This is a genomic window from Rhodopseudomonas palustris (genome assembly GCF_034479375.1).
GTDB lineage: Bacteria > Pseudomonadota > Alphaproteobacteria > Rhizobiales > Xanthobacteraceae > Rhodopseudomonas > Rhodopseudomonas palustris_M.
The window spans coordinates 2769012-2784461 of the sequence record NZ_CP140155.1 but is presented as its reverse complement, the minus strand read 5'-3'; the positions used below and the strand labels follow the sequence as shown (position 1 = coordinate 2784461).

General features: G+C 63.1%; 14 protein-coding genes. All 14 read left to right on the top strand.

Features of this window, described 5'->3' with window-relative positions:
- Positions 1-279: 279 nt before the first annotated feature.
- The 14 genes from SR870_RS12530 (at position 280) to SR870_RS12465 (ending at position 15418) form a co-directional block, all read left to right on the top strand.
- Positions 280-534, top strand: a complete 255-nt coding sequence (locus tag SR870_RS12530; protein WP_322513895.1) for a GDP-mannose 4,6-dehydratase — start codon at positions 280-282, stop codon at positions 532-534.
- Positions 535-638: 104 nt separating this feature from the next.
- Positions 639-1511: a glucose-1-phosphate thymidylyltransferase RfbA gene (gene rfbA, locus SR870_RS12525; protein ID WP_322518260.1), complete on the top strand. Its 873-nt coding sequence runs from the start codon at positions 639-641 to the stop codon at positions 1509-1511.
- Between the two features lie 589 nt (positions 1512-2100).
- On the top strand, positions 2101-2430 hold the full coding sequence (locus SR870_RS12520) for a hypothetical protein (protein ID WP_322518259.1): 330 nt from the start codon (positions 2101-2103) through the stop codon (positions 2428-2430).
- The gene (locus tag SR870_RS12515) at positions 2408-4633 is read left to right on the top strand and encodes a peptidase domain-containing ABC transporter (protein ID WP_322513894.1); all 2226 of its coding nucleotides are present in this window, start codon (positions 2408-2410) and stop codon (positions 4631-4633) included. Before SR870_RS12520 ends, SR870_RS12515 begins: the two co-directional genes overlap by 23 nt.
- Position 4634: 1 nt before the next feature.
- Positions 4635-6062 carry an HlyD family type I secretion periplasmic adaptor subunit gene (locus SR870_RS12510; RefSeq protein WP_322513893.1) on the top strand — a complete coding sequence of 476 codons (1428 nt, stop codon included), beginning with the start codon at positions 4635-4637 and terminating at the stop codon, positions 6060-6062.
- A 186-nt stretch (positions 6063-6248) separates the two neighbouring features.
- Complete coding sequence (locus SR870_RS12505; protein ID WP_322513892.1) at positions 6249-7307, top strand: Gfo/Idh/MocA family oxidoreductase; 1059 nt, start codon at positions 6249-6251, stop codon at positions 7305-7307.
- A gap of 80 nt (positions 7308-7387) precedes the next feature.
- Entirely contained in the window at positions 7388-8866 is a 1479-nt protein-coding gene (locus SR870_RS12500) for an oligosaccharide flippase family protein (protein ID WP_322513891.1), read from the top strand.
- A 31-nt stretch (positions 8867-8897) separates the two neighbouring features.
- Entirely contained in the window at positions 8898-9404 is a 507-nt protein-coding gene (locus SR870_RS12495) for an acyltransferase (RefSeq protein ID WP_322513890.1), read from the top strand.
- 150 nt (positions 9405-9554) lie between these two features.
- On the top strand, positions 9555-10664 hold the full coding sequence (locus tag SR870_RS12490; RefSeq protein ID WP_322513889.1) for a DegT/DnrJ/EryC1/StrS family aminotransferase: 1110 nt from the start codon (positions 9555-9557) through the stop codon (positions 10662-10664).
- 73 nt (positions 10665-10737) lie between these two features.
- Entirely contained in the window at positions 10738-11733 is a 996-nt protein-coding gene (locus SR870_RS12485; RefSeq protein WP_322518258.1) for an NAD-dependent epimerase/dehydratase family protein, read from the top strand.
- A 207-nt stretch (positions 11734-11940) separates the two neighbouring features.
- Complete coding sequence (locus SR870_RS12480; protein ID WP_322513888.1) at positions 11941-12801, top strand: glycosyltransferase family 2 protein; 861 nt, start codon at positions 11941-11943, stop codon at positions 12799-12801.
- 207 nt (positions 12802-13008) lie between these two features.
- Positions 13009-13524, top strand: a complete 516-nt coding sequence (locus tag SR870_RS12475) for a UDP-N-acetylglucosamine--LPS N-acetylglucosamine transferase (RefSeq protein WP_322513887.1) — start codon at positions 13009-13011, stop codon at positions 13522-13524.
- On the top strand, positions 13521-14030 hold the full coding sequence (locus SR870_RS12470; RefSeq protein WP_322513886.1) for a glycosyltransferase: 510 nt from the start codon (positions 13521-13523) through the stop codon (positions 14028-14030). The genes SR870_RS12475 and SR870_RS12470 overlap by 4 nt, the downstream gene beginning before the upstream one ends.
- A gap of 119 nt (positions 14031-14149) precedes the next feature.
- A complete protein-coding gene (locus SR870_RS12465) occupies positions 14150-15418 on the top strand; it encodes a DegT/DnrJ/EryC1/StrS family aminotransferase (protein WP_322513885.1) in 1269 nt (422 codons plus the stop codon).
- The last annotated feature ends 32 nt before the right edge of the window (positions 15419-15450 follow it).

Genomic DNA, 15450 nt, shown 5'->3' with positions numbered 1-15450 from the left:
GTCGGGGAGAAAGCCGTTCACCCGCATGCACACCGGCCACAAAACACCCGGTCGCCGCTCGTCCAGAGATTTAATACTATTATTATCAATAAAGAAAGTGGTTGCAAAAATTAAATATTTATAATTCAATTCAGGCCTATTTCGGCGATTTTGGTTAATTTCCATTCGTTGCATCCGTCTGATCCGTCGACCGATTTGTCGCTTCGACCGGATTTGGACCTTGCCAGACGTCCGGGTCGCCGAGTGGGCGTCCATCCGGATTAAATATGAGGTAATATAATGCGTGTGTTGGTGACCGGCGGCGCCGGATTTATTGGATCGGCGGTCACATTCGTCGAGGATCGTCCCGGGCACGATCTGCGCTACGCGATCGAAGACAGCAAGACGCGCCGCGAATTGGGCTGGCAGCCGCGCAGGACGTTCGAGGAGGGACTGCGGGCCACGGTCGAATGGTACGTCGAAAATGGCGCCTGGTGGGCCTCGCTGCGCTCTGGCGTCTATGGTGGTCGGCGGCTCAGGCTGCTCGGCGCATGATCCCGTCTCAGCCCGGAGCGTCCGCAGGAGACGCCGGATCGTCTCGCCGGAATGAGCTGCGCGCAAGCCCGGCGAGCCGGCCAAATCTAACCGGAGAGCGGAGTATGCTAAAGGGAATCGTGCTGGCCGGCGGCAGCGGAACGCGCCTCTATCCGCTCACGCTCGGCGTCAGCAAGCAGCTCCTGCCGATCTACGACAAGCCGATGGTGTATTACCCGCTGTCGACGCTGATGCTCGCAGGGATCAGAGACATCCTCGTCATCACCACGCCTGCGGATCGAGCCCAGTTCGAGCGGCTGCTCGGCGACGGCAGCCGATGGGGCATCCGCCTCAGCTATGCGGAGCAGCCGAAGCCGTCCGGACTGGCGGAAGCATTCATCATCGGCCGCGAATTCATAGGATCCGACAGGGTCGCCCTCGTTCTCGGTGACAACATCTTCTTCGGCCATGGCTTGCCCGAACTGCTGGCGCGCGCGGCGCAGCGCGAGCAGGGCGCCACGGTGTTCGCGTATCACGTTCGCGATCCGGAGCGATATGGCGTGGTGTCGTTCGACGCCAACGATCGGCCGGTGACGGTGGAAGAGAAGCCGGCGGCGCCGAAATCGAACTGGGCGGTCACCGGCCTTTACTTCTTCGACAACGACGTCGTTCGCCATGCCGCCGACGTCAAGCCGTCGGCGCGGGGCGAGCTCGAGATTACCGATCTCCAGATGTGCTACCTCGCCACCGGCGCGCTCAACGTCGAACGCATGGGGCGCGGCTTTGCATGGCTCGACACCGGCACGTTTCAGTCGCTGATTGAGGCCGGCAGCTTCGTCCAGACGCTCGAAACGCGGCAGGGCATGAAAGTGGCCTGCCTCGAGGAGATCGCCTACAGGCAGGGTTTCATTCCGCGCGAGCGCCTGCTCGAACTGGCCCTGGGACTCGAGAAAAGCGGTTACGGGATCTATCTGCGCGATCTGGCCCAGACCGCCTGACCGCGCCCGTCGACCCTCAGCGGGGATTTAATTTTATAATAATTTAATTGACCGTCGGACTGATCCAGATTATTTATTTCCCCATCGATATTGTCTCTGTCAGTGGCTGGCGGTGCTTTTGGTCATGTCGAATTGGGCAACGATGATTCGGCCACAAGACCCTCCTCCGGGCCGGCGCGGAGAGAATTTATTATATTATTCAAGGCGGGATGGCGATCTTGTCCGATCGGCGGGCGCGGTCGACGAGGCGGTGACGGTTGTCCGCCCATCGCCGCGAGGCGCGCCGAAGCGCGCGTCGGGGAGTATTGAAATTAAATCGGCGGGTTCGGCCGAACGGGCTGCCGCTTCCGCTTCTCGCTATTCGCCTCCGGACGCGGATCCGGGCCGGGCCGCTTGGAAAGTTGCAACCGCGGACACCGACACTTGGCCGGGTGCCGAGAATCATCGGCGCGCGCCGGACGGACTGCGCGCAACGGCAGCGTCCCTGACGAGTCGTCGGGGCGGTCTCCGAGCAGCGGATCCGACATCATGTGCTGCGGCGTCGATGCCGTCGCTGCAGACGAATTTCACGGGCCAGGGAGAGAACGCGATGCATGCCGAAATCTATACTGACGGAATCGAGGAGATCACGGTCGGCGGGTCGATCGTGCGTGTCGATATCGTCAGCCTCTCGCCCACCGAGCGTGACGCCAACAATGCGCCGAAGAAGGTCTTTCGCCAGCGTCTGATCTTTTCCATCGAGGCGTTCGCCAACTCCGTCGAGGTCATGCAGAACGCGCTGCAGGGGCTGGTCGATGCAGGCGTGGTGAAGCGCAACGCTCCGCGATCGCCGTCGGACGTGATGTCCGGCAATCCCGATATCACCGGATCCGCCTCGCACGCGTCACGGAATCCCAATGCTTCATCCAATTTCCGCTAACGACGAGCCCGCCCAGCCTGCTCGCGAAAGCGAGGCCGAGGCCGATCCGGGCGTCGAGAACCGCGTCGCGGTTCAGACGGCGCTGCACTGCCTGGAATTCGTGGCGGTGCGCCACGGCGTCGATCTGTCGGTCGAACAGTTGAAGCATGCATACGCCGTGGACGGCACCGCGCTGCCGGTGCAGGCCGTGCTGCGGATGGCCAAGCAGGCCGGGCTGAGGGCCAAGACGGCGAGGCTGGACTGGCAGACCCTGGTGAATCTCGGGGAAGCCTTCCCCGCCATGGTACAGCTCGCGAACGGCAATTGGGTGGTCGTCGCCGGCGCCGGCGGCGCAAGCGAGGATCCCCGCGTCAGTATCATTGATCCGCTCGCGGATCGGCGCGACGAGCCGCTACTCGTCGACCAGCAGCAGTTCTGCGCCAACTGGAACGGCGATGTTCTGCTGATCAAACCGGATCAGAAGGCCGCGACGGGCGAGAACAGCTTCGGCTTCCGCTGGTTCGTCCCCGAACTCCTGCGCGAGCGGCGTCTGTTCGTCGACGTCGCGGTCGCCGCCATCCTGCTTTACGGCCTCGGCCTCGTGGTCCCCATCTTTTTTCAGCTCGTGATCGACAAGGTGCTGGTGCACGAGAGCTTCACGACCCTGTACGTTCTAGCGGCCGGAGCCGTCGCCGCGCTGATCTTCGATGCGATCTTCAGTTTCTTGCGCCGATATCTGATGCTGTATGCGACAAACAAGGTCGACATTCGCGTCGCCACGAAGACCTTCGGTCATCTGCTCGGACTGCCGGTGACGTTCTTCGAGCACATCTCGGCAGGCGTGTTGATCAAGCATATGCAGCAGGCTAGCCGCATCCGGGAGTTCCTGACCGGGCGGCTGTTTCTCACCTTCCTGGACGCGCTCTCGCTGCTGGTCTTCATTCCCGTGCTGGCGATGTACAGCCTCAAGCTGACCGGGCTGGTACTGGCCTTCACCTTTCTCAGCGGCGCGATCGTGGTGCTGTTGATGGGGCCGTTCCGGCGTCGCCTGTTCAGCCTGTACCAGGCCGAGGGCACGCGTCAGGCTCTGCTGGTCGAGACCGTGCACGGCATGCGCACGGTGAAATCGCTGGCGATGGAGCCGCTGCAGCGCAAGGTCTGGGACGATAGCTGCGCGCAGTCGGTGTCGATGCGGTTCAACGTGGAGAAGATCTCGGCCGGTGCACAGTCCGTCACCGGTTTCCTCGAGAAGCTGATGACGCTCGGCATCATCGGCCTCGGCGCCCTCGCTGTCTTCAGCGGCGAGATGACGATCGGCGCGCTGGTCGCCTTCAACATGCTCGCCGGCCGTGTGTCGGGACCGTTGGTGCAGATGGTGACGATGGTGCACGAGTATCAGGAGGTCGCTCTGGCGGTCAGGATGCTCGGCGAAGTCATGAACCAGGCTCCGGAGCGCGAAGCGCTGCGCAGCGGCCTGCGCCCCGACATCAAGGGAAGCGTCGAGTTCGAAGGCGTGTCCTTCCGCTACGGCCCCGACGGCGCCGCGGCGCTCGATGACGTGTCGTTCTCGATCGCCCCGGGGCAGGTCTTCGGAATCATCGGTCGGAGCGGTTCCGGGAAAACGACGCTGACGCGCCTGATGTCGGGTCTGTATCCCGTTCAGCAGGGACTGGTGCGGATCGACGGTTATGATGCGCGCGAAGTCGACCTCGTTCACCTCCGCAAGAATCTCGGCGTCGTCCTGCAGGACAGCTTCCTGTTCCGCGGCACGATCCGGGAGAATATCGCGCGCGTGAAGCGGGACGCGACCTTCGCCGAAATCGTCCAGGCGGCGCAACTCGCGGGCGCCGACGATTTCATCCAGCGGCTGCCGCGAGGCTACGACACGCTGCTCGAAGAGGGCGCCAGCAACCTGTCCGGCGGACAGAAGCAACGGCTGGCCATCGCGCGCGCGCTGATTGTCGATCCACGCATCCTCATCCTCGACGAGGCGACGAGTTCACTGGACTCGGAGAGCGAAACCGTCATCCGCCGCAATCTGCGTCGGATCGCGGCCGGGCGAACCGTCATCATCGTCTCGCACAGGCTTTCGATGCTGGCGGAGGCCGACGCCATCCTGGTGATCGAGGGCGGTCGCATTCTGGATGTCGATCACCACGACAAGCTCATCACCAAGTGCAGCCTGTATCGGCATTTGTGGAACCAGCAGATGAAGGCGGCCTGAGATGAATCTCGACCTGCGCGCGACACCGCCCGGCCCCGCGGCAGGCGGCCCCGCGAGCTCGGAACGCCGCAAGCGACCGGGCACCGGCGTCGCGCGCATGCGCCGTCCCGAGATCGTCGGTGAATTCCAGTCCGATGCGGTGGAGATCGAAGAGCGCGCGCCGCCGCGCGTCGCCCGCCTGACGCTGTATTGCGTCGTCGCGCTGATCTTCGCCGCGATCCTGTGGGCCTCGCTGTCTCGGGTCGATACGGTGGTCTCGGCGCAGGGGAAGCTCACGACGACCCATCCGAACCTCGTGCTGCAGCCGCTCGAGACATCCGTCATTCGGCAGATGCACGTCCGGGCCGGAGACGTGGTCAAGCAGGGCGATCCGCTGGCGACGCTCGATCCGACATTCTCCCAGGCCGATCTCGACCAGTTGCGCGTGAAAGTCGCGGCCCTCGATGCGACGATCGAACGGTTCAGGGCCGAGCTCGACGGGCGCGACTACGTGCTGCCCGATCCGGCCAATCCCGATGCGATCCTGCAGAGCAAGCTGTTCGCGCAGCGCAAATCGTTCTACGCGACGCAGTTGACGACGTTCGACGCCCAGATCGCAAGCGCCCGCGCGGTTCTGCAGACCGGCCAGGACGAGGAGACGGTCCTCACGCAGCGACTCGAAACGATGAAATCCATCGAATCGATGCGCACCAGCCTGATGGCCAAGGAGGTCGGATCCAGGCTGAACTTCCTGCTGTCGAAGGATGCGCGTCTCGAGGTCGAGAGCAACCTGTCGCGGACGCGGGGCAATCAGGTCGATGCCGCGCACAAGATCGAAAAGGCCAACGCGGATCGACAGGTCTTCATCGAGGAATTCAAGCGCGCCACCTATCAGGAGCTCGTCGAGACGCTGAGCAAGCGCAGTGGTGCGGCGGAAGAGCTGAAGAAGGCCGAGCTTCGCCGTCAGCTCATCGTTCTGACGGCTCCCATCGATGCCGTCGTGCTGGAAATCGCGAACCGGACCGTCGGATCGGTGGCGAAGGAGGCCGAGACATTGTTTGTCCTCGTGCCGCGGAATGTGCCGCTGCAGGTCGAAGCCAATATCGAGGGCCGCGACATCGGCCAGATCGCCGTCGGGCAGGCGGTCCGTCTGAAGTTTGAGGCGTTCCCGTTTCAGAAATATGGAACGGCAACGGGTCTGGTCCGCGTCGTCAGCGAGGATGCTTTCAATCCCGACGCGAAGACCGACGCGGCGCGTCGCAGCCCCGCGCCCTATTATCGGGTGCTGGTGGATGTGACCGACAGCAAGCTGCGAATTCCGTCGGGGCAGGTTCAGCTCATTCCCGGCATGGCGGTGACCGCCGAGTTGAAAGTCGGACAGCGCAGCGTGATCTCGTATTTCCTGTATCCGCTGCTCCGCGGCCTCGACGAGAGCATCCGGGAGTATTGAGCGCGCGACCCGGCGGGCGCGGCCGGCGGCTACGATGGAGATCGGCTGAATTCGCCGCAAATCGATGCGCGACGGCCGTCCGCCAAGACGCGTAAACTATGTTGAATTATACATTTAAAACCGGTTGCAATTAAAATAGAAATAATCAACAATAATCTAAATTAAATAGCGGGGTTGGCGAATTTCATGACAAATGGCCGCGTTGGAATTGGCGTCGTCGGATACGGCTATTGGGGGCCGAATCTCGTACGCAACTTCGTCAGCAACCCTTCCGCCCGTGTCGTCGGCGTTGCCGACCTCGATCCGGCGAAGCTGGTGGCGAGCAGTCATCTCTATCCCGGGGTGGCCACCACCAATCGCTACGAGGATCTGCTCGAGGACCCGAGCATCGATGCGATCGCCATCGCGACGCCGGTTCGCACGCATTACGACCTGGCAATGGCCGCGCTCAAGGCCGGCAAGCACGTCCTGGTCGAAAAGCCGCTCGCGCCGAGCGCCGATCTGGTCAGTCGTCTGATCGACGAGGCCGACCGCCGAGGCCTGGCGCTGATGGTGGATCACACCTTCCTGTATACGCCGGCGGTGCAGAAGATCCGCGACCTGATCACTCAGGATCAGCTCGGCGACCTCTATTACTATGACAGCACGCGGTCGAGCCTGGGGCTGTTCCAGAGCGACGTCAACGTGATCTGGGACCTGGCGGTGCACGACATTTCGATCATTCAGTACTTGCTGAACGAGGATCCCGTCGCGGTGTCGGCGACAGGATCGTCCCATGTCGCCGGATCGCCGGAGAACATGGCGCATATCACCATGTTCTTCGAGAGCAAATGCGTTGCCCATGTCAGCGTCAACTGGCTCTCGCCGATCAAGGTGCGACAGACCTTCGTCGGCGGCAGCAAGAAGATGATCGTGTATGACGATCTCGAGCCGACCGAGAAGATCAAGGTCTACGACAAGGGCATCACCCTCAATGAATCGCCGGAGAACGCGCATCAGTTCCGGATCGGCTATCGGGCCGGCGACATGTGGGCGCCCAACATTTCGACGAAGGAGGCCCTGCAGACCGAGGTCGAGCATTTCCTCGAATGCGTGCGGACCGGCGCGACGCCGATCTCCGATGGCCTGTCCGGCCTCCGGGTCATCGAAGTGCTGGAAGCCGCATCGCGCTCGATCGCCGATCACGGCAGGCCGGTCCGTCTCAAGCAACCGCGCCGGATTTCCGAGGGAGTCCGGGTTGCCTGATGTGACGGGAGCTCCCGATCCTTCGTCTGTCCGGTAGCTGCGGCGGCTTCGCGATGAATTCTGTCCAACGCTCAATCTTAATGTCCGCGATCGAGCGCTACGCCAGCCTGCTGCTCTTCTTCGTCTCGACGGCCGTGCTGTCGAGACTGCTGACACCGGCAGAATTCGGGACCTACGCGGTCGTCACCGCGATCACCTCGGTGTTCGCGGCGTCGTCGCAAGAGTTCGGTGGCGCGAATTATCTGATCCAGAAGGAGTCCCTGTCGGAAGGCGATATCCGGACGGCGTTCACGGTCACGCTCGGCCTGTCGCTCGGCATCGGCCTGGGCCTGTACCTGCTGAGCGATTTCGCGGGAAGGATGTCGGGCTCGGACGACCTGAAGGCCGGCATCGCCGTCGCGGTTCTCAATTTTGCGATCATGCCGTTCTCGATGACGATCGTCGCGCTGCTTCGCCGCAACATGCAGTTCGGCGTCATCGCGGCGAGCAATCTCTCCTGCAATTTCACCATCGTGGTGGTTTCGATCGTGCTGGCGGTGATGGGCTTCAGCTATCTGGCCCCGATCTGGGGAATGATCGCCGGCAGCGCCGTGCAAGCGGTCCATCTCGTGGCCACCCGCCGCGACCTGCGAATCTTCCGGCCCTCGCTGTCCGGCTGTGCTGGAATCGTGCGTTTCGGCCTGTATTCGAGCGGTGTCGTCCTCATCAACGTCTTCTATAATTCGGCGCCGCAGCTGTTCCTCGCGCGTATCCTGGATTTCGCGTCTGCCGGCCTTTACAGCCGGGCCGTCAACCTCACCCAGGTGTTCGACAAGTTGGTGACGCAGGTGATCGGTCCGGTCATCATGCCGGCGATCTTTGCCCAGACCAGCGTGGGCGGAGACCTGAAGCGCATCTATCTGCACGCGGTCGCGCTGCTCACCGCTCTGCACTGGCCGGTCCTGACGGTGATGGCCGTCATGGCCAAGCCGATCATCCTGGTCTGGCTCGGACCCTCCTGGCTCGAAGTGGTGCCGCTGGTCCAATTCCTCTGCGTCGGGAGCCTGTCGCTGTTCGCCGCAAGCCTGACCTATCCTGTGCTGGTGGCCGCCGGCAGCGTGCGCGATACGCTGGTGTCGTCGTTGATTTCGCTGCCGCCGTCGCTGCTGGTGGTTTTCGCCGCGTCCTACGCCGGCGTGGAGGCGGTCGCCGCATCGGCATTGCTGACACTCCCCTTCCAGGCAGCCGTGGCCATTCACTTCATCAGTCGGCACCTGGAACTGCGCTGGGCCGATATCGCTCACGCGATATGGAAGAGCGGGATCGTCGCGCTGTGCAGCGGCGCAACCGCCGCGATCGGCGTCGGACTGATCGGATACGGGCTGATCGGCCCAGTCGCCGGCATTCTCGTAGCGGCTGCCGCCACGGCGGGGGCGTGGTTCCTCGCCCTGATCGCCGTGAAGCATCCGCTGCTGCCGGAGCTCGATGCGTCGGCCAGACTCGTTCTGTCCGTCATCGGCAGATTCGGCGGCGGCGTCGTTCGCGGTGCGGCAGCGCGGGCCGGCCGCAATGCTGTTTGAAGTGTCCACGTAACGCTTTGGAGAAGAGGCGATGCCTATCGCAAAAGACGTGCAACTCGGTCGCGACGTGCGGATCTTCCATCCGGATCTCGTCAATCTCTATGGTTGCTCGATCGGCGACGAAACCAGGCTGGGAACGTTCGTCGAAATCCAGGCCGGAGCCAGCATCGGCGCCAGGTGCAAGATCTCGTCGCACAGTTTCATCTGCGAAGCCGTCACCATCGAGGACGAGGTGTTCGTCGGACACGGGGTGATGTTCACCAACGACAAATATCCGCGGGCCACGACGGCGGACGGGCAACCGCAAGGACCGGCCGACTGGACGGTCGAGCCGACGCGGGTCGGCAAGCGAGCCTCGATCGGGTCCAACGCGACCATCCTGTGCGGCATCAGCATCGGTGCCGACGCTATTGTCGGCGCGGGCGCGGTGGTGACGAAGGACGTTCCGGCCGGGGCCGTGGTGGCGGGGGTGCCCGCACGCATTCTGCCGGCATCCAAGGCGGCGCCGTTGATCGCGGCCGCGCGCCGCACCGCATAGCCGCGCGGCGATTCACCAAAACGTCGATCGGATATAATTCGTGCAGATAACCATTTTCATTTTATGTCGGGTGTGATTTAATTTGAATAATATATTTAAATTAAATCGACCGACCCGCGCCGGCGGCGCCGCATCAGAGGACATCGAGCATTGGTACCTTTTCTGGATTTGAAAGCGCAGTATCGCCAGATCAAGCCCGAGGTCGACGCCGCGATCTCGCGTGCCATCGAGAGCACGCAGTTCGTGTTGGGACCCGAAGTGTCGGCGTTCGAGAAGTGCTTTGCCGAATACTGCAATGTCGGCCATTGTCTCGCGGTCAATAGCGGGACCTCTGCGCTGCATCTCGCTTTGGTCGCGGCCGGCGTCGGGCCCGGCGACGAAGTCATCACCGTCTCGATGACCTTCGTCGCGACCACCGCCGCCGTGCTCTACAGCGGCGCGAAGCCTGTCTTCGTCGATGTCGATCCTGTGACCTGGACGATGGACCCGGCCCAGGTCGAGGCCGCAATCACCGAGCGGACAAAGGCGATCCTGCCGGTGCATCTACATGGGCTGATGGCCGACATGGACCCGATCATGGAGATCGCGCGCCGCCGCGGCCTGGTCGTGATCGAGGATGCCGCGCAGGCGCATGGCGCCGAATACAAGGGACGGCGTGCGGGGTCGATCGGCGATTTCGGCTGCTTCAGCTTCTATCCGGGCAAGAACCTTGGCGCTTATGGCGAGGGCGGCGCGGTCGTCACCAATCAGCCCGAATTGGCCAAGCGGGTCGCGCTGCTGCGCGACTGGGGCCAGGAAACCAAATACAACCACGTCGTCTCCGGTTACAATTATCGGATGGACGGCATCCAGGGCGCGGTGCTGAACGTCAAGATGAACTACATCGAAGCCTGGACAGAAGGGCGCCGCGCGGCGGCGGCGGACTATGATCGCCAGCTCGCGAAGCTGGAATGTGTGCGCCCGCAGCCGCCCGCCCACAGCCGGCACGTCTATCATGTCTATGCGCTCTGCCTGCCGAGGCGCGACGAGACGCTGAGCATGCTGCAGCAAGCCGGCATCGGCGTGGGGATCCACTATCCCGTTCCCGTGCATCTGCAGAAAGCCTACGCCGATCTCGGCTATCGCGCCGGCGATCTGCCGGTTACCGAGGGGTTGGCCAAGCGCTTCCTGTCGCTTCCGATCTATCCGGAGCTGCGGCCCGAGCATGTGGCCGAAGTGGTCGAGCAACTTCGGAAGATTCGTTTCGTCGAGGCTGCGTAAGTCCCGCGCGAGCACGGCGGCGCTTGCGCGCCGCTGTTGGCGGATCCAACAACAGGAGAGCGTCTTGGCCGATCTGAAGGGAAAGCGAATTCTGGTCACCGGCGGAGCCGGGTTCATCGGATCGCATATCATCGACCAATTGTGCGACGAGGGCTGCGTCGAAATCGTCGCACTCGACAACATGATCAGAGGACGGGCGGAGAATCTTCGGCGGGCTCTCGATCGTGGACCGGTCAGGCTGATGGTGGGCGACATCCGGGACAACAAGCTGCTCGGCTCGCTCGTCAAGTCGGCGGATATCGTGTTTCATCAGGCCGCGCTGCGAATTACCCACTGCGCCGCCGAGCCTCGCCTTGCCAAGGAAGTCATGGTGGACGCGACCTTCGACCTGCTCGATCTGTGCGTCAAATACAACATCGAGAAGGTCATCGCCGCGTCCTCGGCGTCGGTGTACGGCATGGCCGACGAGTTCCCGACGACCGAGCGGCAGAATCCCTACGACAACAGGACGCTCTATGGCGCCGCGAAGGCCTTCAATGAAGGGCTGCTGCGGGCCTACAACGACATGCATGGGCTCGACTACGTCGCGTTCCGTTACTTCAACGTCTACGGCGACCGCATGGACATCCACGGTCGCTACACCGAGGTCCTGATCCGCTGGATGGAACGGCTCGACGCCGGGCTGCCGCCGATCATCTTCGGCGACGGCCGGCAGACTATGGATTTCATTCACGTCCGGGACGTCGCGCGGGCCAACATTCTCGGCGCCCGGGCAGAGGCCACAGACGAGGTGTTCAACGTTGCCAGCGAAACTGAAACCAGCCTCGCGCAACTCGCGGCGGCGCTGGCCTCGGTGATGGGCCATCGCAGCCTCGCACCCGAATTCGCTCCGGAGCGTTCGATCAATCCAGTGCCGCGCCGGCTGGCATCGACGGAGAAGGCGGAGCGGCTGCTCGGGTTTCGCGCCACGGTGCAGCTCGAACAGGGCCTGGCCGATCTGGTGGAATGGTGGCGGTCCGAGCGCGCGTCGCTCACTGCTCCGCGCCAGCACGAGGCTGCAGTCTCGTAAGTCCGGGCGGGCGCTGCCGAAGCTGCGCTTAGGGCCGGCAAGGGTCAAAGGCATCGACCTGAATGGCGCCGGCGAGATGCGGACGATCCGTGCGGGCGCGATTGCGGCGCCCCTACGCGATGAGATCGAAAGAGCCGTCACGCGTTCGACGAACCGATGGCGGCTTCAAGGACGTAGCGCAACTGTCTCGCTTCGACGTGGTCAGCCATGATCTCGATTGTCGTTCCCGCTCACAACGAGAGTTCTGTGATCGGGCGGACGTTGAACCAATGGATCGCCGATCCCGCCTCCGACGGGATCAGCGCCGTTGTCGTTTGCAACGGCTGCACGGACGACACGGCAATGGTCGCCCGGACCTTCGGCCCGACGGTCGAGGTGGTCGAGACCGAGATCGCCAGCAAGACTCACGCGCTGAATCTCGGCGATCAGATCTCCGGCACATTCCCGCGATTCTATGTCGATGCGGACATCGTCATCTCCGCCGATGCCATTAGGGCCCTGGCAAAACGCCTCGAGCGAGGCGACGTGCTGGCGGTGGCGCCCATGGCGGATATCGACTTGGCGGGCTGTTCCTGGCTGATCCGCAAGTACTACGACATCCGCGCCCGGCTGCCCTCGTCGCGTGAAGGGATCGGCGGATCCGGCGTCTATGCGCTGTCGGAGGCGGGGCGGCGCAGGTTCGGTCCGTTCCCGGACGTTGTCGCGGACGACACCTTTGTCCGGCTTCAATTCAAACCGTCGGAGCGGGCGACGCTTCCCGACGTGGTCTCGAAAGTGTTTCCTCCACGCACCGTTCCGCAACTGATCGCGGTCAGGACGCGCGCCCACAGGGGGACGTTCGAACTCGCTCGGCGCTTTCCGGAGCTGAGCACCAACAACGGCGAGTCGAATAATCGATCCCTCGTGACGCTCCTTGCGGAGCCCCGCTTGTGGCTCGGCCTGATGATCTATTGCTCGATCAACTTCGTCGCACGGCGCCGGGCGACCAGGAGCGCGCGAGACGGAGCGCCGCGATGGCAGCGCGACGAGACCTCCCGTGCGGTGCCGTCCGCCGATTCCGCGAAGTGAATGCTGCGAGGGCGTCTTCCCTTGTCATTATCCAAATTAAATAACTATTTAATATAGAGCTTGATTAAAGAAATATGGATATATAATGTAACTGACGATTTAATAGATAAACAGCAGGCAAGCCCCGCGGCGCCGGTCCGATCGCCATCCGATCCGACTCACCGTCGTGTCTTCGCAGAGCTTGCGGCATTTTCAGGAGGTCAGCCGATGGTTCTGAATCCGATCCTTGAAAAGAACACATCAGCGGATGGCAGCGCGCCGCAATCGCGCGGCAAGCGGCCGAAGCTGCTTGCGGTCGCCTCGGGAGGCGGCCACTGGGTGCAGTTGATGCGTATAAAGCACGCCTTCGAAGATTGCGAGGTCACCTTCGTCACTGTGCACGAATCCTATCGGGCGCAGGTGCCCGAGCATAAGTTCTACTTCGTCAATGATGCCAATCGCTGGACGAAGTTCGCCCTGTTGAAGGCGGCCCGCCGCATGGCCTGGATCGTCTGGACGGAGAGGCCGGATATCGTGATCTCGACCGGTGCCGCTCCGGGATATCTGGCGCTGCGGTTCGGTCGGCTGATGGGCGCAAGGACGATCTGGCTGGATAGTATCGCCAATGCCGAGCAGCTCTCGATGTCGGGGGACCGGATCGGCCGTTGCGCCGACCTGTGGCTGACGCAGTGGCCGCATCTGGCGCGCCCCAATGGTCCTCATTACTCGGGGTCGGTGCTATGATTTTCGTAACGGTCGGGACGCAGGGAAAGTTCGATCGGTTGATCCGGACGATCGACGGGTGGGCGGGCGCGCATGGACGAACCGACGTGTTCGCACAGACAGGTCCATCGAATTATCGCTCCGAACACATCCTTACGGAGCAGTTCATCGATCCGTCCGAATTCCGCCGACGGGTGGAGGCCGCCAGCCTGGTGGTTTCCCATGCCGGCATGGGCTCGATCATTACCGCGCTCGAGCTCGGAACACGCGTCATCGTCATGCCCCGGCTGGCGCGTCTCAGCGAGCATCGCAACGACCACCAGCTCGCCACCGCGAAACGGTTCGCGGAGCAAGGCAGCATCATGGTGGCCTTCACGGAGCAGGAGCTTGTCGACAAGCTGGATCAATTTCAGGTCTTGAGCGAAACCGAGCGGCTCAGCGCACAGGCGTCGCCGAGCCTGATATCGACCATTCGGACATTCATCGAAACCGGATGGGCTTCTTCGGCCGAAGGATCGTCGGCCTAGGTCGGGTGGGAAAAGCTAGTGCAGGACCGACCAGCCCGGCAAGACTCCATTCGCGATGCTCAGCCATTCGCCCCCAGATCGCCGAATCGCAAACCGAAATCAGCAGGACGAGCAGACCAATGACGGAAGCACTGCAGCGATCAGAGGCCAGAAGCGGGCAACATCAGGTCCCTCCGTCCACGGAAGGAGTGGCGAAAGCCGCGTCGACGGCGGGCCGGAACGGAGGACTGTCACGCGCCACGATCCCGATCGCCAAGCCGTACGTCGGTGAGGCGGAAGCCGACGCCGCGCGCGACGCCGTGCTGTCCGGCTGGCTGTCGCAGGGCCCGCAGGTCGCCGCTTTCGAGCGCGAATTCGCAGCGGTGGTCGGTGCCGGATATGCCTGCGCGGTGTCCAATTGCACGACCGCGCTGCATCTCGCGCTGCTCGCGGTGGGCGTCGGTCCCGGCGACGAGGTCATCACATCGAGTCACTCCTTCATCGCCACGGCGAACAGCATCCGCTATTGCGGCGCAACGCCGATCTTCGTCGACATCGATCCGGCGACCTATAACCTCGATCCGGAACGTGTCGCAGAGGCGATCACCGGGCGCACCCGAGCCATCCTGACCATCCATCAGATGGGGATGCCGTGCGATCTCGAAGCGCTCCTTGGAGTGGCCAACCGGCATGGAATTCCGGTGATCGAAGACGCCGCCTGCGCGATCGGCAGCCGGATCGCCATCGATGGCGACTGGGAGTATGTCGGCAGGCCGCGCGGAGCGGTCGCCTGCTTCTCGTTTCACCCCCGCAAGGTGATCACGACGGGTGAGGGCGGCATGCTCACGACGTCCGACCCGGAGATCGACCGCAAGCTGCGGCTGTGGCGTCAGCACGGCATGAATGTTCCCGATACGGTGCGGCACAGCTCGCCGCAGGTTATCTTCGAGGACTATGTGGCGGTCGGCTTCAACTATCGCATGACCGATGTGCAGGCCGCGGTCGGCCGCAAGCAGCTGGAGCGGCTGCCGGACGTGGTGGCGCGGCGACGTGCGATCGCGAGCCGGTACAGAGAACTGCTCGGCGGTCTCGACGGGCTGACGCTGCCGTTCGAGCCCGAATGGGCGCGCTCGAACTGGCAGAGCTATTGTGTGCGCCTGCCCGACAGGGTGGACCAGAAGACCGTCATGCAGAATATGCTCGATCAGGGGATCGCGACCCGTCGCGGCATCATGTGCTCGCACCGCGAGGCTCCCTACGCGAGCGATGAGCGTCGGCACAGTCTGCGCCAATCCGAACTCGCCCAGGAACACGCGATCCTGCTGCCGATCTACGCGCAGATGACCGAGGATGAACAGATCCGCGTCGCCGAGGCGCTGCGCGCGGAGCTGGAGCGGCGTCGATCCTGACAGGATCAGAGCCGCCGCGGCAGCTTTCTGTT